The organism is Kitasatospora sp. NPDC096140 (assembly GCF_040303045.1).
GTDB lineage: Bacteria > Actinomycetota > Actinomycetes > Streptomycetales > Streptomycetaceae > Kitasatospora.
The window spans coordinates 16,663-35,032 of sequence record NZ_JBEOUW010000021.1 but is presented as its reverse complement, the minus strand read 5'-3'; the positions used below and the strand labels follow the sequence as shown (position 1 = coordinate 35,032).

General features: G+C 71.0%; 18 protein-coding genes. 7 read left to right on the top strand and 11 right to left on the bottom strand.

Going from position 1 to position 18,370, the window contains the following annotated elements; translation table 11 throughout:
* Positions 1–30 precede the first annotated feature (30 nt).
* Positions 31–858, bottom strand: a complete 828-nt coding sequence (locus tag ABT048_RS22365) for a S1 family peptidase (RefSeq protein WP_350523207.1) — start codon at positions 856–858, stop codon at positions 31–33.
* 164 nt (positions 859–1,022) lie between these two features.
* The gene (locus ABT048_RS22360; RefSeq protein ID WP_350523206.1) at positions 1,023–1,652 is read right to left on the bottom strand and encodes a TetR family transcriptional regulator; all 630 of its coding nucleotides are present in this window, start codon (positions 1,650–1,652) and stop codon (positions 1,023–1,025) included.
* A 157-nt stretch (positions 1,653–1,809) separates the two neighbouring features.
* On the opposite strand from ABT048_RS22360, the gene ABT048_RS22355 reads away from it, so the two are divergent.
* From ABT048_RS22355 to ABT048_RS22345, 3 genes are all read left to right on the top strand, one after another.
* On the top strand, positions 1,810–1,965 hold the full coding sequence (locus ABT048_RS22355; protein ID WP_189918519.1) for a hypothetical protein: 156 nt from the start codon (positions 1,810–1,812) through the stop codon (positions 1,963–1,965).
* Positions 1,966–2,024: 59 nt separating this feature from the next.
* Positions 2,025–2,303, top strand: coding sequence for a DUF4190 domain-containing protein (locus ABT048_RS22350; RefSeq protein WP_350523205.1), 279 nt, complete (start codon positions 2,025–2,027; stop codon positions 2,301–2,303).
* 170 nt (positions 2,304–2,473) lie between these two features.
* The gene (locus ABT048_RS22345) at positions 2,474–3,361 is read left to right on the top strand and encodes a metallophosphoesterase family protein (RefSeq protein ID WP_350523204.1); all 888 of its coding nucleotides are present in this window, start codon (positions 2,474–2,476) and stop codon (positions 3,359–3,361) included.
* Between the two features lie 78 nt (positions 3,362–3,439).
* Here ABT048_RS22345 and ABT048_RS22340 read toward each other — a convergent pair whose 3' ends face one another.
* From ABT048_RS22340 to ABT048_RS41700, 8 genes are all read right to left on the bottom strand, one after another.
* A complete protein-coding gene (locus ABT048_RS22340; protein ID WP_350523307.1) occupies positions 3,440–6,010 on the bottom strand; it encodes an ABC transporter permease in 2,571 nt (856 codons plus the stop codon).
* Between the two features lie 124 nt (positions 6,011–6,134).
* The gene (locus tag ABT048_RS22335; protein WP_350523203.1) at positions 6,135–6,890 is read right to left on the bottom strand and encodes an ABC transporter ATP-binding protein; all 756 of its coding nucleotides are present in this window, start codon (positions 6,888–6,890) and stop codon (positions 6,135–6,137) included.
* The gene (locus ABT048_RS22330) at positions 6,887–7,174 is read right to left on the bottom strand and encodes an SHOCT domain-containing protein (protein ID WP_350523202.1); all 288 of its coding nucleotides are present in this window, start codon (positions 7,172–7,174) and stop codon (positions 6,887–6,889) included. The genes ABT048_RS22335 and ABT048_RS22330 overlap by 4 nt, the downstream gene beginning before the upstream one ends.
* Positions 7,175–7,450: 276 nt before the next feature.
* Positions 7,451–8,128, bottom strand: a complete 678-nt coding sequence (locus ABT048_RS22325) for a response regulator (protein WP_350523201.1) — start codon at positions 8,126–8,128, stop codon at positions 7,451–7,453.
* Entirely contained in the window at positions 8,125–9,420 is a 1,296-nt protein-coding gene (locus tag ABT048_RS22320; RefSeq protein WP_350523200.1) for a sensor histidine kinase, read from the bottom strand. The genes ABT048_RS22325 and ABT048_RS22320 overlap by 4 nt, the downstream gene beginning before the upstream one ends.
* Before the next feature lie 112 nt (positions 9,421–9,532).
* Complete coding sequence (locus tag ABT048_RS22315; RefSeq protein ID WP_502894059.1) at positions 9,533–12,079, bottom strand: ATP-dependent Clp protease ATP-binding subunit; 2,547 nt, start codon at positions 12,077–12,079, stop codon at positions 9,533–9,535.
* Between the two features lie 183 nt (positions 12,080–12,262).
* Positions 12,263–12,967, bottom strand: coding sequence for a VIT1/CCC1 transporter family protein (locus tag ABT048_RS22310; protein WP_350523198.1), 705 nt, complete (start codon positions 12,965–12,967; stop codon positions 12,263–12,265).
* Positions 12,968–13,074: 107 nt separating this feature from the next.
* Positions 13,075–13,278, bottom strand: coding sequence for a MarR family transcriptional regulator (locus ABT048_RS41700; protein ID WP_502894056.1), 204 nt, complete (start codon positions 13,276–13,278; stop codon positions 13,075–13,077).
* Here ABT048_RS41700 and ABT048_RS22300 point away from each other — a divergent pair.
* Positions 13,211–13,477 (top strand): hypothetical protein, encoded by a 267-nt coding sequence (locus ABT048_RS22300; RefSeq protein WP_502894060.1) that lies wholly within the window; start codon positions 13,211–13,213, stop codon positions 13,475–13,477. The genes ABT048_RS41700 and ABT048_RS22300 overlap by 68 nt on opposite strands.
* 58 nt (positions 13,478–13,535) lie before the next feature.
* Here the strand turns inward: ABT048_RS22300 and ABT048_RS22295 are convergent, their stop codons facing one another.
* Positions 13,536–14,126, bottom strand: a complete 591-nt coding sequence (locus tag ABT048_RS22295) for an HAD family hydrolase (protein ID WP_350523306.1) — start codon at positions 14,124–14,126, stop codon at positions 13,536–13,538.
* A 251-nt stretch (positions 14,127–14,377) separates the two neighbouring features.
* Here ABT048_RS22295 and ABT048_RS22290 point away from each other — a divergent pair, with 251 nt between their 5' ends.
* From ABT048_RS22290 to ABT048_RS22280, 3 genes are all read left to right on the top strand, one after another.
* A complete protein-coding gene (locus ABT048_RS22290; protein WP_350523196.1) occupies positions 14,378–15,322 on the top strand; it encodes a nuclease-related domain-containing protein in 945 nt (314 codons plus the stop codon).
* Positions 15,323–16,004: 682 nt separating this feature from the next.
* Positions 16,005–17,315, top strand: coding sequence for an AAA family ATPase (locus tag ABT048_RS22285; RefSeq protein ID WP_350523195.1), 1,311 nt, complete (start codon positions 16,005–16,007; stop codon positions 17,313–17,315).
* Positions 17,316–17,396: 81 nt separating this feature from the next.
* The gene (locus tag ABT048_RS22280; RefSeq protein ID WP_350523194.1) at positions 17,397–17,942 is read left to right on the top strand and encodes an RloB family protein; all 546 of its coding nucleotides are present in this window, start codon (positions 17,397–17,399) and stop codon (positions 17,940–17,942) included.
* The last annotated feature ends 428 nt before the right edge of the window (positions 17,943–18,370 follow it).

Genomic DNA, 18,370 nt, shown 5'->3' with positions numbered 1-18,370 from the left:
GGTCCCACGGCGTGTGCCGACGGTGCTCGCCTACGGGCGGGGCAGGGTGCAGCCCGGGAGGGTGAGGTCAAGCCGGTTCCCGGCGGCGAAGCAGGCCGGGATCCCGTACGTCTCCTGGGCGTACCCAATGCCCTGGTGCACCGTCACGGCGCCGCTCTGGTCGACCTCGCAGGGGTTGTCCAGGGTGCAGCTCTCGCCGCTCTCGTTGATCGTGTTGTTCACCGCGACCACCTGGCCAGACGAGGCGTCGACCACCGGCGAACCGGAGGTGCCGCCGATCACGTTGCAGCCCGAGGTGTAGCGGACCGAGTCCTTGAAGGTCCAGTCGGCTTCCTTCAGCCGGTAGGCGAAGCCGTCGACCGAGCAGGAGTAGATCTTCTTCCAGTAGCCGGAGACGACCCGGATCGAGGTGCCCTTGACGGGATGGGTGGCGGCGATGGTCAACGGGGCGATCCCGTACCGGGACTGGATCGACGAGTAGCTGGTGTTCAACTGGTAGATCGACACATCGGTGTCGGTCATCGCGCCGTAGACCACCTTGGTCGCACGCAGGGTGGCGAGGCGGCCACCGGTGGCGCTGAGCAGGGTGAAGGTCCGGCTGGAGGACTGGTTGAGGACGACCTGGCCGGGGCCGGGCATCCCGCTCTCCAGGCAGTGGCCGTTGGAGAGCACGAGCGCGGGGTCGCTCGCGGCGGAGCCCGGCATCCGCACCAGCGAACCGGAGCAGTTGCTGAGCGCGACCGTTCCGGCGAAGTTGACGGTGGCCGAGGGGGCGGCCTGGACCTGGGGGGCTCCGGCGAGGGTGGCGGCTCCGGCGGCCAGGAGCGTGGCGAGCATGCCTATGAGCGGCTTCTTCATGAGAGACCTCTCGGTGTGGGGGTCCACCAAAGCTGTCGCGGACATGACCCCCTGTCAAGAGTCAAAGCAAGACCAAGAAACCGTCCCGATCGCTATGGCCGGTTACCACCCCCGCGGGGGCCGGGGCGCCCGCCGGGGTGCCCGCTCGCCCGACGCCGCGCGCGTCAACTCCCCTGCCAGTGCCGCCGCCCCAGACTGATCAGGCGCAGCTGGAGGCGCGCGGTGGCGGCGATCCGCTGCCCCCGGGACGGGTCCGCCTCCTGTGCCTCCAGGAAGGCGGAGGCGGTGGACACCATGTGGTCGACGTACAGCTCGGCGAGCATCCGAAGGTCCCGCTCACTCCACCCCTGCGACACCGGCTGCAGCGCCAGGGCCGCTCCCACCTCCGCGGCGAAGCGGTCGAGTTCGGCGTCGATCGCCTCGCGCACCTGCCGCACCCCGCCGTGCCGTTCGCGCGCCAGGAAGCGGACGTGCGTCCGGTGCTCACGGACGTGCCGCTCGATCACGTCCACCGCGCGGTCGATCAGCTCCTCGGCGCCGCCAGCCTCGGCGAGCACCGCACGGATCATGACGTGCACGCTGGCGAGCGACTCCTCGACCAACGCGACCCCGAGGGCCGCGAGGTCCGGGAAGTGCCGGTAGAACGCGGCCGGGGAGAGTCCGGCCTCCCGGGTGACCTCGCGGACGCCCAGGCTCGCCAGGTTCTGATCGGCCAGCAGGTGCAAACCCGCGTCCAGCAACGCCCGCCGACTCTGCTGCTTCTGGGCCTGTCTGGCCCCTACGGTGTGACTCACGCCATTCAGTAAACAGTCGTTTGCCGAACTTGGCCAGCCGGGGGTAGAGTGATGCCGAAGTCAGTGAACACTTGTCAACCGAAACCCGGCACAGTCGCAGCTGCAACCGCCGCCGTAGTCAGCGCCGCACTCAGTGCCGCAGCCGAAGGAGTCAGTCGTGATCCTGTTCTCCGCCCTGGTCGCCATGGCCGTCCTGATCGGCACCGCCGCCCACACCTCGCTCCCGGTCTTCCTCGCCGCCTCCGCCGCCATCACCGCCTGGCTGCTCGCCTTCGGCGCCCGCGAGGGCATCGCCCGGCTGCGCCACCGCTGACCCGGACGCGCCCGGACCGCACCCCGTCCACTCCCGTACCAGAGAGGACCCGCACAGCCATGAGCACCGTCACCACCTCGCAGAACACCGGCCGCCGGGAGACCGCCGAGGCCGACAACCTGGCCGTCGCCTCCTTCCTCCTCGGCCTCCCGGGGCTGCTGCTCTTCAACATCGTCCTGGGCCCGATCGCCATCACCCTCGCCACCCTGGCCCTGGTCCGCGGCACCAGCCGCCGCGGCCGCGCCGTCCTCGGCCTGGTGCTCGGCACCGCCTCGCTGGTGATCCTCGCCGTCACCACCGCCACCTCCCACGGCGTGCTCATGGACCTCGGCTCCTGAGCCGCCCTCCGACGGCCGAGCGGCCGCCCGGATCCCGAGCCGCCCCCGATCCCGAACGGGCCTCAACTCCGCCGCCGGGCAGTCGAACAACTGATCCCTTCAACCCGCCCCGCTCCCCGGACCCGCCGCGTAGGGTGGCCACATCGGCCGGACGACCTCAGGGGGCAGGAGTGACCACGGAGAACCGCAGCGACGCACAGCCCGCGCGGCCCGCCCCGACGGGCGGACGACTGCTCGCGGTGAGCGATCTGCACATCTCCTACCAGGAGAACCGCGACCTGGTGGAGAAGCTCCAGCCCACCCACCCCGACGACTGGCTGCTCGTCGCCGGTGACATCGCCGAGCTCACCACCAGCATCGAGTGGGCCCTGCGCCTGCTCGCCGAGCGCTTCGCCCGGGTGGTGTGGGTGCCCGGCAACCACGAGCTGTGGACCCACCCCGAGGACCCGGTCCAGCTGCGCGGCGTGGCCCGCTACGAGCACCTGGTGGAGCTCTGCCGCGGCCTCGGCGTGGTGACCCCCGAGGACCCCTACCCGCTCTGGGAGGGCGCGGGCGGACCGGTCCGCATCGCCCCGCTCTTCCTCCTGTACGACTACTCCTTCCGTGCGCCGGGCACGACCACCAAGGAGGAGTCCCTGGCGGCCGCGTACGAGAGCGGCATCGTCTGTGCGGACGAGCGGATGCTCCACCCCGACCCGTTCCCGGACCGCGACTCCTGGTGCCGCGAACGCGTCCGGCTGACCGAGGAACGGCTGGCGGCCTGCGACCCGGACGTCCCCCTCGTGTTCGTCAACCACTACCCGCTGGTCCGCCACCCCACCGAGATCCTCTGGTACCCCGAGTTCGCCCAGTGGTGCGGCACCGAGCTGACCGCCGACTGGCACCGCCGCTTCAACACCGCGGCGATGATCTACGGCCACCTGCACATCCCCCGCAAGACCAGCTACGACGGTGTGCCCTTCGAGGAGGTCTCGCTGGGGTACCCGCGCGAGTGGCACAAGCGCGGCCTGCCGGACCCGCTGCTGCGCGAGGTGTTCCCGCCGGCGGCCGCGGGCTGACCCCGGCCCGGCCGGGCGGGCCGGTCTGCCGGGTCGGCCCGGCCCGGCGGACCGCCGCCTCGCCGTCTCCGCTCCCTCCTACTCCGTCGCTATCGCCCGCAGGACGTCCAGCCGTGCCGCCCGGCCCGCCGGACGCAGGCCCGCCACCGCGCCCGCCAGCAGCCCGGCTGCCAGGACCACGGCCAGCTGCCCGGGCGGTATCGCGAAGGACCCCGTCCCGGCGCCGTCCGAGGCCCGCACCAGGGCCCAGCCGAGGAACGCCCCGAGCCCCAGCCCGCCGACCGTCCCGAAGGCCGCCACCAGCACCGACTCCCAGCGCACCATGCCGCGCAGCTGAGCCCTGGTCTGGCCGACCGCCCGCAGCAGCCCCAGCTCCCTGGTCCGCTCGTGCACCGCCAGCGTCAGCGTGTTGGCGATGCCCAACAGCGCGATCAGCACCGCCAACGCCAGCAGCGCGTAGACCACCGAGAGCATCGTGTCCACGCCGGAGGCCGCGCTCTTGGCGTACTCGGCCCGGTCCTGCACCTGCGGACTGCCGAAGGGCACCAGCGCCTTCTCCACCGCCGCCTTCCCGGCGCCCGGCGGGACGCCGTCGCGCAGCCCGACCGCGACCATCGTGTCGGCGTCCTGCCCCCGGTGCGGGGCCCAGGCCTGCCTGGTCATCAGGTAGTCCCCGGCCAGCCCGCCGCTCCCGTAGAGCGCACGGATGGTGAACCGGCCGCTCGCACCGTCGGTGAAGCCCACGGTGACGGTCTGTCCGAGCTGCCAGCCGTGCTGCTGCGCCTCGCTGCGGGAGACCGCCAGCCCGTCGGTGCCGAGTGCGTCCAGCGAGCCGTCGACCCGGCCGAGGTCGACGATGCCGGGCAGCCGGGCCGGGTCGGTCACGTCCAGCGTCCGGCCGTGCCCGTCGATCCGGGCGACGCCCCTGCCGAGCCCGACCGTCTGCCGCACCTCGGGCAGCCCGGCCAGGGCGTCCGCCACCTTGGGGCTGATCCCGCTGCCGCCGGCCCCGAACGAGGCGGTGGTGACGGCGAGATCACCCGCGAAGGACCTGCTCACCGTGTCGTCCAGGGTGGCCTTGATCGACGCACCGAAGACGGTGAACAGCGTGACCACGGCGACCCCGATCATCAGGGCGCTCGCCGTGGCCGCCGTCCGGCGCGGGTTGCGGGCCGCGTTGCGCCTGGCCAGCACCCCGGAGACCCCGCGCAGCCTGGGCAGCGGCGCGCCCAGTGCCCGGACGGCGAAGGCCGCGGCGACCGGCCCGAGCACCACCGTGCCCAGCAGCACCGCCACCGCCCCGGCCGCCGTCAGCAGGACGGACGGACCGTCCGTCGCACCGAGGACCGCCACCGGGACGCCCCCGGCCAGCAGCAGCCCCCCGAGCACCACCCGGACGATGCCCGAACGCCCCTGCGCCGCCCGGTCGACGCCGGTGTCCCGCAGCGCCGCCAGCGGAGCCGTCCGCCCGGCCCGGACGGCCGGCAGCAACGCCGAACCGACCGCGACCAGCGTCCCGACCAGCAGCGGCAGGAACACGGCGGCCGCGCTGATCACCATGCCGCCGGTCGGCAGGGCGAAGCCGAGCGCCGAGAACAGCGCCTTGAGCCCGGTCGCCACCCCGATCCCGCCCAGCAGCCCGCCGAGCGAGGCCAGCAGGCCCACCGCCAGTGCCTCCGCCAGCGTCGCCCCGAGGACCTGGGCCCGCACCGCGCCGAGCGCCCGCAGCAGCGCGTTCTCCCGGCTGCGCTGGGCGACCACGATGGCGAAGGTGTTGTGGATGGTGAACGTCGCCACCAGCAGCGCGATCCCGGCGAAGACCAGCAGCAGCGTGGTGAACATGGTCAGGAACCGCCCGGACAGCAGCTGGGTGGACTCCTGGGTGGCCGCCGCACCGGTGACCGCCTGGACGCCGGCGGGCAGGCGCGGGGCGATCCGGTCGACCAGCTCCCGCTGCGAGACCCCGACCGCCGCCCGGACCTGGATCGAGGCGGCCTGCCCCGCGCCCTTGGGCGTGAGGTAACGCTCGGCGTCCGCGAAGGTCATCGCGGTGAAGGTGCTCGGCCCCATGCCGTCCGCGCTCGCCCCGAAGGTGGCGATGCCGACGACGGTGACCGGCACCGGCTCGGGCGTGCGCAGCACCGTGGTCGAGCCGAGGTGCAGCCCGCCCGTCCGCGCCGCGCCGCGGTTCACCACCACCTCGCCCGGGGCGGCCGGTGCCCGGCCCTCGGCCAGCCGGTACGGGTTGAGCCGGCCGTCGGCGAGCCAGTTGCCCGCCAGCGTGGGCGGGCCCTGACCGCCGATCGGTTTGCCGTCGCTGCCGACGAGTTGGCCCGCGCCCTGGACGGACGGCTCGGCGGCCGCCACGCCGGGGACCGAGCGCAGCCCGTCGGCGAGCGCCGCCTCCACCGGCGCCCGCACCCCGCCGGCCGTGCCCGGGGAGTCCAGGACGTCGGCGCTGCGGACCACGACGTCGGTGCCCGCGTTGGCGTCCGCGAAGAGGGTGTCGAAGTTGGCCCGCAGGGTGTCGCCCAGCACCATGGTGCCGGTCAGGAAGCTCACCCCGAGCAGGATGGACAGCAGGGTGCCGGCCAGCCGCCGCCGGTGGGCGCGCAGCGAGCGCAGGCTGAGGCGGAGCGTGACGGGCATCATGCGCGCACCTCGCTTCGCCCGGCAGGGGCGGTCGCCCGTGCGCGCCGTTGGGCGACCGGCCCTCCCGCGGCCGCCGTCCGGGAGCACGTCCCCGCCGCCCGGGCGTACCTCTGTCGCTCGCTCATGACCGCCCCCGTTCGAAGGCCTTCATCCGGTCCAGCACCCGCCCGGCGCTGGGCCGCTCCATCCGGTCGACCAGCCGGCCGTCGGCGAGGAACAGCGCCTCGTCGGCCCAGCCGGCGGCGATCGGGTCGTGGGTGACCATGACCACGGCCTGTCCCATCTCGTCCACCGCCCGGCGCAGCAGGCCGAGCACCTCGCCGCCGGTGCGGGAGTCGAGGTTGCCGGTCGGCTCGTCGGCGAAGACCACCTGCGGCCGCCCGGCCAGTGCCCGGGCCACCGCGACCCGCTGCTGCTGGCCGCCGGAGAGCTCGCTCGGGTGGTGCTGCAGCCGGTCGCCGAGGCCGACGACGTCGATCAGCGTCTCCAGCCAGGCCCCGTCGGGGGTGGCCCCGGCCAGGTCGAGGGGGAGGGTGATGTTCTCCCGGACGGTGAGCGTGGGCACCAGGTTGAAGGCCTGGAACACGAAACCGATCCGCTCCCGGCGCAGCAGCGTGAGCCGCCGGTCGCTCAGCGAGCCGAGCTCGGTGTCCCCGATCCAGGCGGTGCCGGCGGTGAGCGTGTCCAGCCCGGCCGCGCAGTGCATCAGGGTGGACTTGCCGGAGCCGGAGGGGCCCATGATCGCGGTGAAGCGCCCGGCCGGGAACTCCACCGTGACGTGGTCCAGCGCCCGGACCTCGGTGCCGCCGACGCCGTGGATCTTCACGGCGTCGGCGACCCGTGCGGCGGTGCCGCGCACGACGTCGAGGGTGGTCACCTGGCACCGCCTCCCCGGGTGTCCTCCCGGGCCGACTCGCTGAGCACGGCCCGCTTGGCGCGGTACTCCTCGGCGTCGATGTCGCCCTCGGCGTAACGGCGGCCGAGGACGGCCAGCGGGTGCTCGGCGGCGGATCCGGCGCCGTACCCGAAGCCGCAGCCGCGCCGACGCCAGACCGTGCGGCGCAGCACCACGATCACGAGGAACACCACGGCGATCCAGACCAGGGGGACCAGCAGGATCCACGGCCCGGGCCCGTGCCAATCGGCCAGCTGCGTGTACATGGGGTTCATCTCCTCGGCCGGGGGCCTCCAGGACCTCGGGCGGTTCCCGAGGTGCCTTGAGCGTCCCGCCGAGGGGGCTCATCGCGCGTCCTACCGGCAGCGGCAGTCGGGATACTCCCAGGAGAGTACGGACGGCCGGTGACACGCCGGGCCAGGAGTAGCCGCGCCAGGAGTAGCCGCGCCGGGACGACCCGCTCGTCCGGCGAAGGGCTCTCCCCCGGGCACAGCCCTCGCCGACAGGGCCCTCCCCGGCACAGCCCTCCCGCGCGAGGGCCGTCAGCCCAGCCAGCCCGGCCGCACCAGCCCCGACTCGTACGCCAGCACGACCAGTTGCGCCCGGTCGCGCGCCCCGAGCTTCACCATCGCCCGGCTCACGTGCGTCTTCGCCGTCAACGGGCTGACCACCAGTCGCCGGGCGATCTCCTCGTTGGACAGCCCCATCCCGACCAGCGCCAGCACCTCGCGCTCCCGCTCGGTCAGCGCCGCGATGTCCGTGAGCCCCTTCGGCGCGGCCTCCGGCGCCTTGGAGCGGGCGGCGAACTCGCCGATCAGCCGCCTGGTCACCCCCGGCGAGAGCAGTGCGTCCCCCGCGACCGCGACCCGGATCGCGCGCAGCAGGTCGGCCGGCTCGGTGTCCTTGACCAGGAAGCCCGCCGCCCCGGACCGCAGCGCCTCGAAGACGTACTCGTCCAGCTCGAAGGTGGTCAGCACGACCACCCGTACGGAGGACAGCGCCGGGTCCTCGGCGATCCTCCTGGTCGCCTCCAGCCCGTCCATCCGGGGCATCCGGATGTCCATCAGCACGACGTCCGGCACGAGTTCGCGGGCGAGCTGCAGCGCCGCCTCCCCGTCGTCCGCCTCGCCGACCACCGTGAGGTCGTCCTGCAGGTCGAGCAGGGCCCGGAAGCCCGCCCTGACCAGCAGTTGGTCATCCGCCAGCAGTACCCGAATCACTCACTCCCCGCCTTCGGTGTCGGCAGCTCCGCCCGGACCCGGAAGCCGCCGCCGGGCAGCGGCCCCGCCGTGATGGTGCCACCGAACGCGGCCGCGCGTTCCCGCATCCCGACCAGTCCGCTGCCGGCCCCTCCGGCGTCGGCGACCACCGCCGGGCCCGGGTCCTCGACCCGGACCACCAGCACGGCGGGATCCCTCCAGTCCAGCACCACGACCGCCTGCCGGGCCGCCGAGTGCCGGATGACGTTGGTGAGCGCCTCCTGGACGATCCGGAAGGCGGTGAGGTCGACGGTCGCGGACAGCGCACGCCGCTCGCCGTGCTCGTGCACCTCGGCCTCCAGGCCCACCCGGTCGGCCTGCGCGGTGAGTTCGTCCAGCCGGTCCAGCCCCGGGGCCGGACCGCGCGGCGCCGCCCCGGGCCCGCGCAGCGTCGCCAGCACCTGGCGGACCTCGCCCAGCGCCTCCTTGCTGGTCGACTTGATGGTGACCAGCGCCGTGCGGGCCTCCTCCGGCCGCCGGTCGAGCAACGCCAGCGCGACCCCCGCCTGGATGTTGATCAGCGACAGGCTGTGCGCGAGGATGTCGTGCAGCTCCCGGGCCATCTTGAGCCGTTCCTCGTTCGCCCGGCGTTCCTCCAGCTGCTGCCGGTAGGCCCGGTGGGCGGCGATCCGCTCGCGCCGGAAGCGGACGATCTCGGCGATCGCCATCACCAGCAGCAGCCAGGCCAGCAGGCCCAGTTCCTCCTGCCAGGCCACGCCGTGCGCGGGTGCGCGCTGCCAGCTCTCCGGCAGCACGAAGGTCACCAGCACGTGCACCAGGTACACCCCGGCCAGGCCCGCCCAGGCCGCCCGGCGGTGCCCGGCCCCGATCGCCACGCTGCAGGCGATCAGCCAGCTCAGGAAGACCGGCCCGTACGGGTAGCCGGCGGCCAGGTAGGCCGCGGTGGCCACCGAGGTGCCGGCCACCACCGCGACCGGTCGGCGCCGGCGCAGCACCAGCAGGGCCGGCCCGAGCAGCAGCAGCACGTAGCCGAACGCGTCGAGCGGGGCGCGCCCGGGCTGGTTGTGCGCGGCGAACGTCGAACCGACCACCTGCACCGCCGCGACGCCGACCGCCAGCCCCACCGGAAGGCGCGCCCGCACCCACGGCGGGCGCCACGGCTCGGGCGGCGCGGGCGGCTCCGACGGCGAGCGCGGCTCCGACTGCTCCGGCTGCTCTGGCCGCTCCGGCTGCTTCGGCCGCTCCGACGGCTCTCGCGGCACCGACGGATCCGGTTCCGGTGACGGGGACATGGGCGGCATCATGCCCGAAACGCTAGACCCGGCTTCCGCTCCGACGCGTCCTCCACCGGTGGCGTTCGGGCGTACTCCCGCCGGAGTACGCCCGAACCCGCTCCTGCTCCCCTCAGCGGTCCGCGCCGACTCCGGCCTGCGCCTTCTCCTCCGACGCCGCAGCCTCCTCGAAGGTCGCCGACGCCTCCGGCCGCGCCATCGTCACCACCAGCTCGCCGTCGCTCACGTCCGCGATCAGCGTGTCCCCCTCCCGCACGGAGCCGTCCAGCAGCAGGTTGGAGATCCGGTTGTCCAGCTCCGACTGGATCGTCCGGCGCAGCGGCCGGGCCCCGAACTCCGGCTGGTACCCAAGGTTGACCAGGTACTCCTTGGCCTCTTTCGTGACCTCCAGCCGGACGTCCTGGGCCCGCAGCCGTCGCCGGCTGCGCTCCAGCAGCAGGTCCACCACCGACAGCAGGTCCTTCCGGGTGAGGGCGTGGAAGACGATCACCTCGTCGATCCGGTTGAGGAACTCCGGCCGGAACTGCTGCCGCAGGTCGCGCATCAGGTCGTCCCGGATGTCGTCGACGTTCCCCGCGTGGTCCAGGATCCGCTGCGAGCCGATGTTGCTGGTCATGATCACCACGGTGTTGCGGAAGTCGACCGTACGCCCCTGGGAGTCGGTCAGCCGCCCGTCGTCCAGCACCTGGAGCAGCAGGTTGAAGACGTCCGGGTGCGCCTTCTCCACCTCGTCGAAGAGCAGCACGCTGTACGGCTTGCGGCGCACCGCCTCGGTCAGCTGCCCGGCCTCGTCGTAGCCGACGTACCCGGGCGGGGAGCCGACCAGCCGGGAGACGGTGTGCTTCTCCTGGAACTCGCTCATGTCGAAGCGGATCATCCGGTCCGGGTCCCCGAACAGCAGCGCCGCCAGCGCCTTCGCCAACTCGGTCTTGCCCACGCCCGTCGGGCCGAGGAAGAGGAAGGAGCCGGTCGGCCGCTCCGGGTCACCCATCCCCGCCCGGCCGCGACGCACCGCCTGGGCGACGGCGGTGACCGCCTCGTCCTGGCCGATCACCTTCTCGTGCAGGTGCTGCTCCAGCTTGAGCAGCCGCTCCTTCTCGGTCGCGTTCAGCTCCGCGACCGGAATGCCGGTCCGGGAGGACAGCACCTGGGCGATGTCGTCGGCCGTCACGTCGACGACCTCCTCGCGGGACTCGGCGATCGCCGCCAGCTCGTCCTCGGTGTGCCGCAGCTCGGTCTTCAGGTTGGCGGCCCGCACGAACTCCTCGTCCGCGACGGCCTCCTCCAACTCCCGCCTCAGCTTGGTGATCCGGTCCTGCACCCCGGTCGCCTCGGTGGACCCGCTCAGGCTGCGCAGCCGCACCCGGGCACCGGCCTGGTCCAGCAGGTCGATCGCCTTGTCGGGCAGGAAGCGGTCGCTGACGTACCGGTCGGACAGCGTCGCCGCCGCGTCCAGCGCCGCGTCCGTGAACCGCACCTGGTGGTGCGCCTCGTAGGCGTCGCGCAGCCCCTGCAGGATCTCGACGGTCTCCTCGACGCTCGGCTCGGGCACCAGCACCGGCTGGAAGCGGCGCTCAAGCGCGGCGTCCTTCTCCACGTACTTGCGGTACTCGTCCAGCGTCGTCGCGCCGACCACACTCAACTCGCCGCGGGCGAGCGCCGGTTTGAGGATGTTGCCGGCGTCCATCGAGCCCTCCCCACCACCGCCCGCGCCCACCACGGTGTGCAGCTCGTCCAGGAACAGGATGACGCTCTTCTCGGCCGCCGTGACCTCGTCGATCACGTTCTTCAGCCGCTCCTCGAACTCGCCCCGGTACTTGGAGCCGGCCACCAGCGCGGCCAGGTCGAGGGTGACCACCCGCTTCTCCCGGAGGCTCCGCGGGACGTCCCCGGAGACGATCCGCTGGGCCAGTCCCTCGACGATCGCGGTCTTGCCGACACCCGGCTCGCCGATCAGCACCGGGTTGTTCTTGGTCCGCCGGGAAAGGATCTCGACGGTCTGCTCGATCTCCTCGGCCCGCCCGACGACCGGGTCCAGCCGGCCCGAACGCGCCTCCTCGGTGAGGTCGCGCCCGTACTCGTCCAGCGTCGGCGTCTCACTCGGCTGCGCCCCCGCACCACCCCGCTCGCCGCCGGTGCCCCGCGTCTCCAGCACCGACTTCAGCGACTCCTGCGAAGGCGCCGCGTTGCGCAGCGCCACACCCGCGCCCGAGCGCTCCTGGTCCAGCAGCGCGCCGAGGATGTGCTCCGGCCCGATGTACGAGGCACCGGCCTCCTGCGAACGGGCGTGCGCGGCGAGCAGGGCGCGCTTCGCCGCGGGGGTGAGCGCCGGCTGCCCCTCCACCGCACCGGCACCGCCGGACGGCAGGGCGTGCTCCAGGTCCGCGGACAGCTGGTCGGGGTCGATGCCCCCGCGCGCCAGCATCCGCCGCGCGGGGTCCACCCGGGTCGCCGCCCAGGCCAGGTGGGCAGTGTCGAGGTCACTGGACCCGTCCTCGGCCGCACGCTGCGCCGCCAGCGCCAGCAACTCCTGGGAGGACTCGCTGAGCAACCGCCCGATCGGCACCCGCTGAACGGCTGGTGGGGAGGCCATCGGGCTCATCCCGAAGAACCGGCTGAGCAGATCGGAGAACGGATCGTTCGATCCGAACGGGGGCATGGTCACTACGAGTCACCTCTCCCAAGCGGTTTGCAGCCACACAAACACAGGCCGCACGACCTCGCCTGTCGAGCCGAACGACGCCGTGACGTGCCATGGGCACGGTGCTCTGCCGTGCCGTGCGGGCCGTACGCCCCGGCCCCCCGAGGCCCTGCTCGGCCCTCCGCCCGCCCCGCCGCGCAGTCAGCCGATGAAGCTGTCCAGCAGCACACCACCGCTGTACGTCACCGCCATCGCCAGCAGCCCGCCCGCGACGTTGCGGCCCACCGCCCGCGCCGGACCGGCCCCGCCCATCCTGGCGCTCGCCCAGCCCGACAGGGTGAGCGCGACCACCACGGAGCCCACCGTCACCCCCAGCCGCCACGACTCCGGGGGCAGCAGCACCGCCAGCAGCGGCACCAGCGCGCCCAGCGTGAACGCGGCCGCGCTGGCCAGCGCCGCCTCCCAGGGATTGGTCAACGCCTCCGGGTCGATGCCGAGTTCGGTCTGCGCGTGGGCCGCGAGCGCGTCCCGCTCGGTCAGCGCCACCGCCACGTCACGCGCGAGGTCGTCCGTCAGCCCGCTGCCCCGGTAGTAGTCGGTGAGTTCGTCGAGCTCCCCCTCCGGGTCCTCCGCCAGCTCCCGCCGCTCCTTCGCCAACGCGGCCCGCTCGGTGTCCCGTTGGGTGCTGACCGACACGTACTCGCCGGCCGCCATCGACATCGCCCCCGCCAGCAGCCCGGCCACCCCGGCCGCCAGCAGGGCCGTCCGCGAACCGGCCGCGCCCGCCACGCCCGTCACGATGCCGGCCGTCGACACCACCCCGTCGTTGGCCCCCAGCACCGCCGCCCGCAGCCAGTTCAGGCGCGACGACAGCTCCGCCCGCGTCTCCCCGACCTGCTCAGCCATCCGTCCACCGCTCCCAGGGGTCCGGCCTCGGGAATCCGGCTCAGGGCTCCGATTCAGGGGGCCAGCTCAGGGGTCCGGCTCAGGGATCCGACCGGTCCCCCCGATCCTCACCCGGCGCCGACGCCCCCGCCACCCGCAGCCGGACGTCCGCCGGCAGCTTGTCCAGCAGGCCGACAAACGTCCTCCCGGGCGACCAGCCCCTGTGCCTCGGCCCGGGCCACCCGCCGCGAGACCGCCCCCGCGGTGACCACCGTGCGGCGGGCCGGCTCGCGGGTGCTCAGGACGTACGGCGCACCCGATCGGCGCAGCACCGAGAGCAGGTCCAGCGTGGCCGCGTCGATCCCGGCCGTCCGCAGCGACACCGTCGAACGTGCCGCCGCCGGACTCTCCGCCGGCTGCGCCGGACCGGTCGAAGACGTCACCGGAGTCGAAGGCGCCGCCGGGGGCACCGTCGAGGGCGTCGTCTGCGATGCCACCGACCGCCGCCAGGTCGCCGAACCGCCGCGCTGATCGCCGAAACCCACACCGACCGCCCCGGCACCCCCGCCGACGTCGCCCACACCACCCGCTAGCCCAACAGCGGCGCCAACGCCCGCCGCAGGTCCGACGGGCCCCGGTAGAGCACCCCGGCCATCCCCAACGCCACCGCGGCGTCGACGTTCTCCTGCCGGTCGTCGACGAACAGGCACCGCTCCGGCGCCGCCCCCGCCCGCTCCGCGGCGATCTCGTAGATCCGCCGCTCCGGCTTGGCGCTGCCGACCACGGAACTGTTCACCACCTCGTGCGCCAGGTCCGTCAGCCCCAGCCGCGCCAGGTCCTCGTCCAGCCACACCGTCGCGTTGGTCACCAGCACCAAGCGGCAGTGCTCCCGCACCCGCCGCAGCATCCCCACCGCGACCTCGTCCGCCCAGAACGGCGAGTTGGCGAACGCCTCCGCCAGCCCGCGCGCCTGCGCAGCCGACACCCGCCCCTCCAGCCCGCGGACGATCGACTCCACCCACTCCGCCTTGCCGATCCGCCCCAGCAACAACGGCCGGTCGTTCTCGGGCGCGAACCCGACGCTCGCCGTACTCCCCTCCCCCAACCCCGCCGCCCGTTCCAACGCCGCCACCCCGGCCCCGTCGAAGAACCGGATCACGCCGTCCACATCGCACAACACCGCATCAAACGCCCTGGCAGTCACCCCACCTGCCTACCAGCCACCCCCACCACCCCGACCCCCGGGGTCCGCCCCGACCCACCCGAAAGTCACACGCACCCTCTTCCCCTGTTTCCTCCTTCCCCCGCCACATCGCCTCCGCCCGCTTGCCTCCGGCTGGACCGGGCCGGCTCGCTGCCTCTCCGCGTTCCCGCCGATCCGTACGTGGGCATGCTGACCGTGGTCAGGAAGCGCATGCCGGAGGGGGACGCATGACAGCGCTGGTGGTCAAGCCTTGGCGGGTCCCGGGGAAGGAGCGGCTCTACGTCAACAAGGCTGGCGCCCGAGGCGATTCGGTGGCCTGGCTGGACTGCAAGACCGGCGTCGTCATGGTCGAGCTCCCGGAGTTCGAGGATTCTGCCCTGGCCAAGGTCGAGCAGTGGTGCGGCTCATTCGGAAGTCGCGTCCCACCCCGCACCGTCCGACGTCGCGGAGAGAAGAAGCCACCTCCCCAGGTGACCTCGGCACAGGTACCGCAACCTCGCGCGGCGATCCCGTCCCTTCCGCCGATGAGCGAGGAGGACGACCTGTCGCTGAACCTTCCTGGCGCCGGGCTGGAAAGCCTGGTGCGTGAGGGCGAAGAGAGGTACGGGCTGCTCGTCCGGCTCGCCGCCAAGCTTTCCCGCCAGCGGCTCGGTGATTCGAGCACGCTGCGTGGGCTGGAGGGCGAGCAGATCGTGGGGGCCCGACTGGACGCGCTGAGGGCTGCGGGTTGGAAGGTGCTGCACTGGGTCCCGTTGCCGTCCGGGGCCGACATCGACCATGTGGTGATCGGCCCGCCCGGGGTCTTCACGGTCAACTCGAAGCACCGCCCGGGCGCCGCCGTGTGGGTCGGCGACAAGATCGTGAAGGTCAACCGCAACGGCTTCCCGTACCTGGAGAACTCCAAGTTCGAGGCGGCCCGTACCGCTGACCTGCTAGCCGTGTGGTGTGGTTTCGACGTGCCCGTCCACCCCGTCATCGCCGTCGTGGGTGCGCAGAGAATCACGCTTGGGGCGACACCGGAAGTGACGGTCCTCGACGGCGAGCAGATCACCGACGTCCTGCCCGCCCGGCCCGCGGTGCTGTCCCCGAACAGGGTTGACCGGGTCTTCACGGTTGCCCGCCATCGCTACGTCTGGAACCGGATGGGCACGCGCAGGAAGAAGGCCCGCTGACTCGGCTTGCCCGACGCATGTCGACAGGCCCGATCGAGCCCCGGAACCTCAGCCGGCCCTTCGAGCAGATCAGCGCCGACGCCGGGCTGACATCAGCGGCTGCTGTCAACCACTGCAGTCAAAAGGCCCGCAGCATGATCGCTGCGGGCCATCTGTGCTGGTGGGCACGGACGGTTTCGAACCGCCGACATCTGCTTTGTAAGAGCGGCGCCCGCTTGCTCGCCCCGACCTACACCCCACCCCGCCTGTCCGCCCCACGCCTACCACCCCGCCAGCGCCCACAACTGACCGCCACGCACCGCCCGTTCTGGCACGGCTGCTACTCCTGGGGTCACGAGGGTGCAGCACACCGCTGCTATACAGCACCAGCTTGCAGACGGCGGACGCAGGTTTGCTTTGATCTGGCGACTCGCTGGCCTGCGGGGCAGCCGGGCGCGTCACTGCCCTTCGACGCGACGCCGCGCTATCAGAAGGACGCTCAGCTGGCACGGAACGGGTTTCGATCGGGGCTACCGGGTTTAGCCTGGCCCGAACATGCGCACGTGAGATGCCCTGTTCAGCCATTGGAGCGACTTTGGGCTTACCTCAGCGCCGACGAGTGCGCCATGATAGTACGGTCTCAGAGCCATCTGAGGCGGCTTCCGTCCAGGGGGACAACGAAACTGCTACCAAGGTGAGAGTCATGCTGCTGAGGTTCCGAGCCACGAACCATCGGTCCATCCGTGACACCATCGAGCTCTCCATGACCACGGCCGGCTTTTCGGCAAGTCGACCCGCTGATGGCGACTGGCAACCAGTCACTAACCGCGTTGCTGGAATCTTTGGCGCCAACGCATCGGGCAAGACAAATATTCTCGACGCACTGGATTTCGCGCGTCGCGCCCTCCAGCATTCGGCACATTGGGACGAATTTCCACGCTCGCCATTTCTGCTTGACAAAACATCCAAAAATGATCCTTCAGCGTATGAGATCGACTTCACAATCAAAGACATCCGACACACTTACGGATTTGAAGCCGGCAGATCTGGAGTCGAATCTGAATGGCTATACAGCTACCCTTCGGGGCGAAAGAGGGTACTTTTTGAGCGAGGGGCGCCGAATGACATCGATTTCGGCCGCAACCTAAAGGGTGACAATCGCAGGATTGCCCGAGTTATGGGCAGTCACAGCCTATTCCTTTCGGTGGCTACCCACTGGAAGCATAAAGAGCTTGGCAGGATCCAGCACCACCTTACTAGCCACTTCGAATATGTTCCGTTCTCCGAGCAGCAGCAGGCTGGTCGAATTCGATCCATCAGGAAGTGGATCGAGGATGACTCGGTCCGACGCAAGGCAGAAAGCCTCCTACGGTTTGCCGACCTGGGAATCTTGCGGATCTCGGCGGAGTCCAAGGAGATTCCAGAGGGACAGTTGGATAACATTCGCCACGTCTATAAGGCGCTGAGCACGATCATTTCCAGTACCGAGTCCCTGAACTCAGCCGGAGGCTCTGTGGATGATTTCATCGCGGAGCAGCAGAAGGAAATTGGCTTCTGGCATTCCACCGGAGATGACAGTGAGTATCGCCTTGATATCTCTCGGGAGAGCGCCGGAACGGTCTCATGGCTGTCCCTGGCTCTTCCTGCGCTGCGCGCCATAGAGTGGGGCGGGGTTTTTGCAGTTGATGAGATCGATGCAAGTCTCCATCCAAAGCTAGTCTCGGCAATGATTGAGCTGTTCAAATCGCCCGAGTACAATCAGACCGGAGCGCAGCTCATCTTCGCTTCACACGACACTTCCCTCATGGGCCACCTCTCCGGTGGCGCCCTTGAGAGAGAAGATGTGTGGTTCACGGAGAAGGATCTGAATGGGGCGACAGACCTGTATCCACTGACAGACTTTTCAGTCAAAAGCGATCACAACATCGAGCGTCGCTACCTAAGTGGTCGATATGGGTCGGTGCCCCAGATTTCCTGGCAGGATTTCCAGCGCGCTCTTGAAGTGGGGCGATAACAGAATGGGGGGGGGAACACCAGGCGTGGAAGCCATGAACTTAAGAAGCCGCGCAACCGAAAGGCGGCCGGGAAGAAGATCTTGATTGTCACTGAGGGCATTAAGACTGAACCCCAATACTTTGAGGGATTGGCTAGGCATCTCAACTCGCGAGCAATCCAGGTGATCTCGGTAAGGCCTGTCGGCCTCGGGAAGGATCCGCTTTCGGTGGTCAAGGAAGCTGTCACCAGGAGAGCGCGCGAGCAGCGAGCAGGTGATCCTTTCGATGCAACGTGGTGTGCTGTCGACGTGGACAACCACCAGTCCCTTGAGGCTGCGTGCTCCCTCGCCCGAAAAGAGGGCGTGTCGCTCGCTATCAGCAACCCTTGTTTCGAAATTTGGCTCCTCTGGCACTTTGCTGATCAAACAACTTGGATCGCTGGTGCCGAGGCCTTTGCGAGACTCAAGGAGCGCCACGGGTTCTCAGGAAAAAATCTTCCCGAAGCCTTTCCATTCTCGACCTTTGAGAATGCAATTGGGCGCGCTATGCGTTGCGAGTCGACATATGTTCCACACCGACCGCCGAACCCGCATAGCTCGGTGGCGTTGCTGGCTGATGTTTTGCGACAGTCGAGCATGAGGCGATGATAGGCATCGGTTATTGCCGAGCGTGATCGCTGGATGTGCTGTTAGTCTTCGCCTCGGTAGTGCCAGCTATAATTCTTAACTGTGTCGAGCGGCAGATTTCCCTCACGGGTGGTGGAGCGGTTTTGGCCGGTATCCTGCCTGGTTTGGGGTCGACCATGATCGGGGCCAATAAGCTGTTGCGACTCGGTCAGGGCTCTTTAGGCCTGACCGCAATTTGGCCGAGTGGCCCCCGTTCTTGCTCGACTCGGTTCCCAGGCCAGGAGGGCGGGTAAACGTGGAGCCGCCCGCCCCAACCACGACAAGCTCTGACCCCGGCAACCCTCCCGGCAGCACGCTCGACGGGCACGGCCGACCGCTGCCGAAGCCGGGCGAAGACAGGAGCGACGGCGAGCGGCGGGCCGATCCGTGCGCGCCCTTGATGAAGTGGC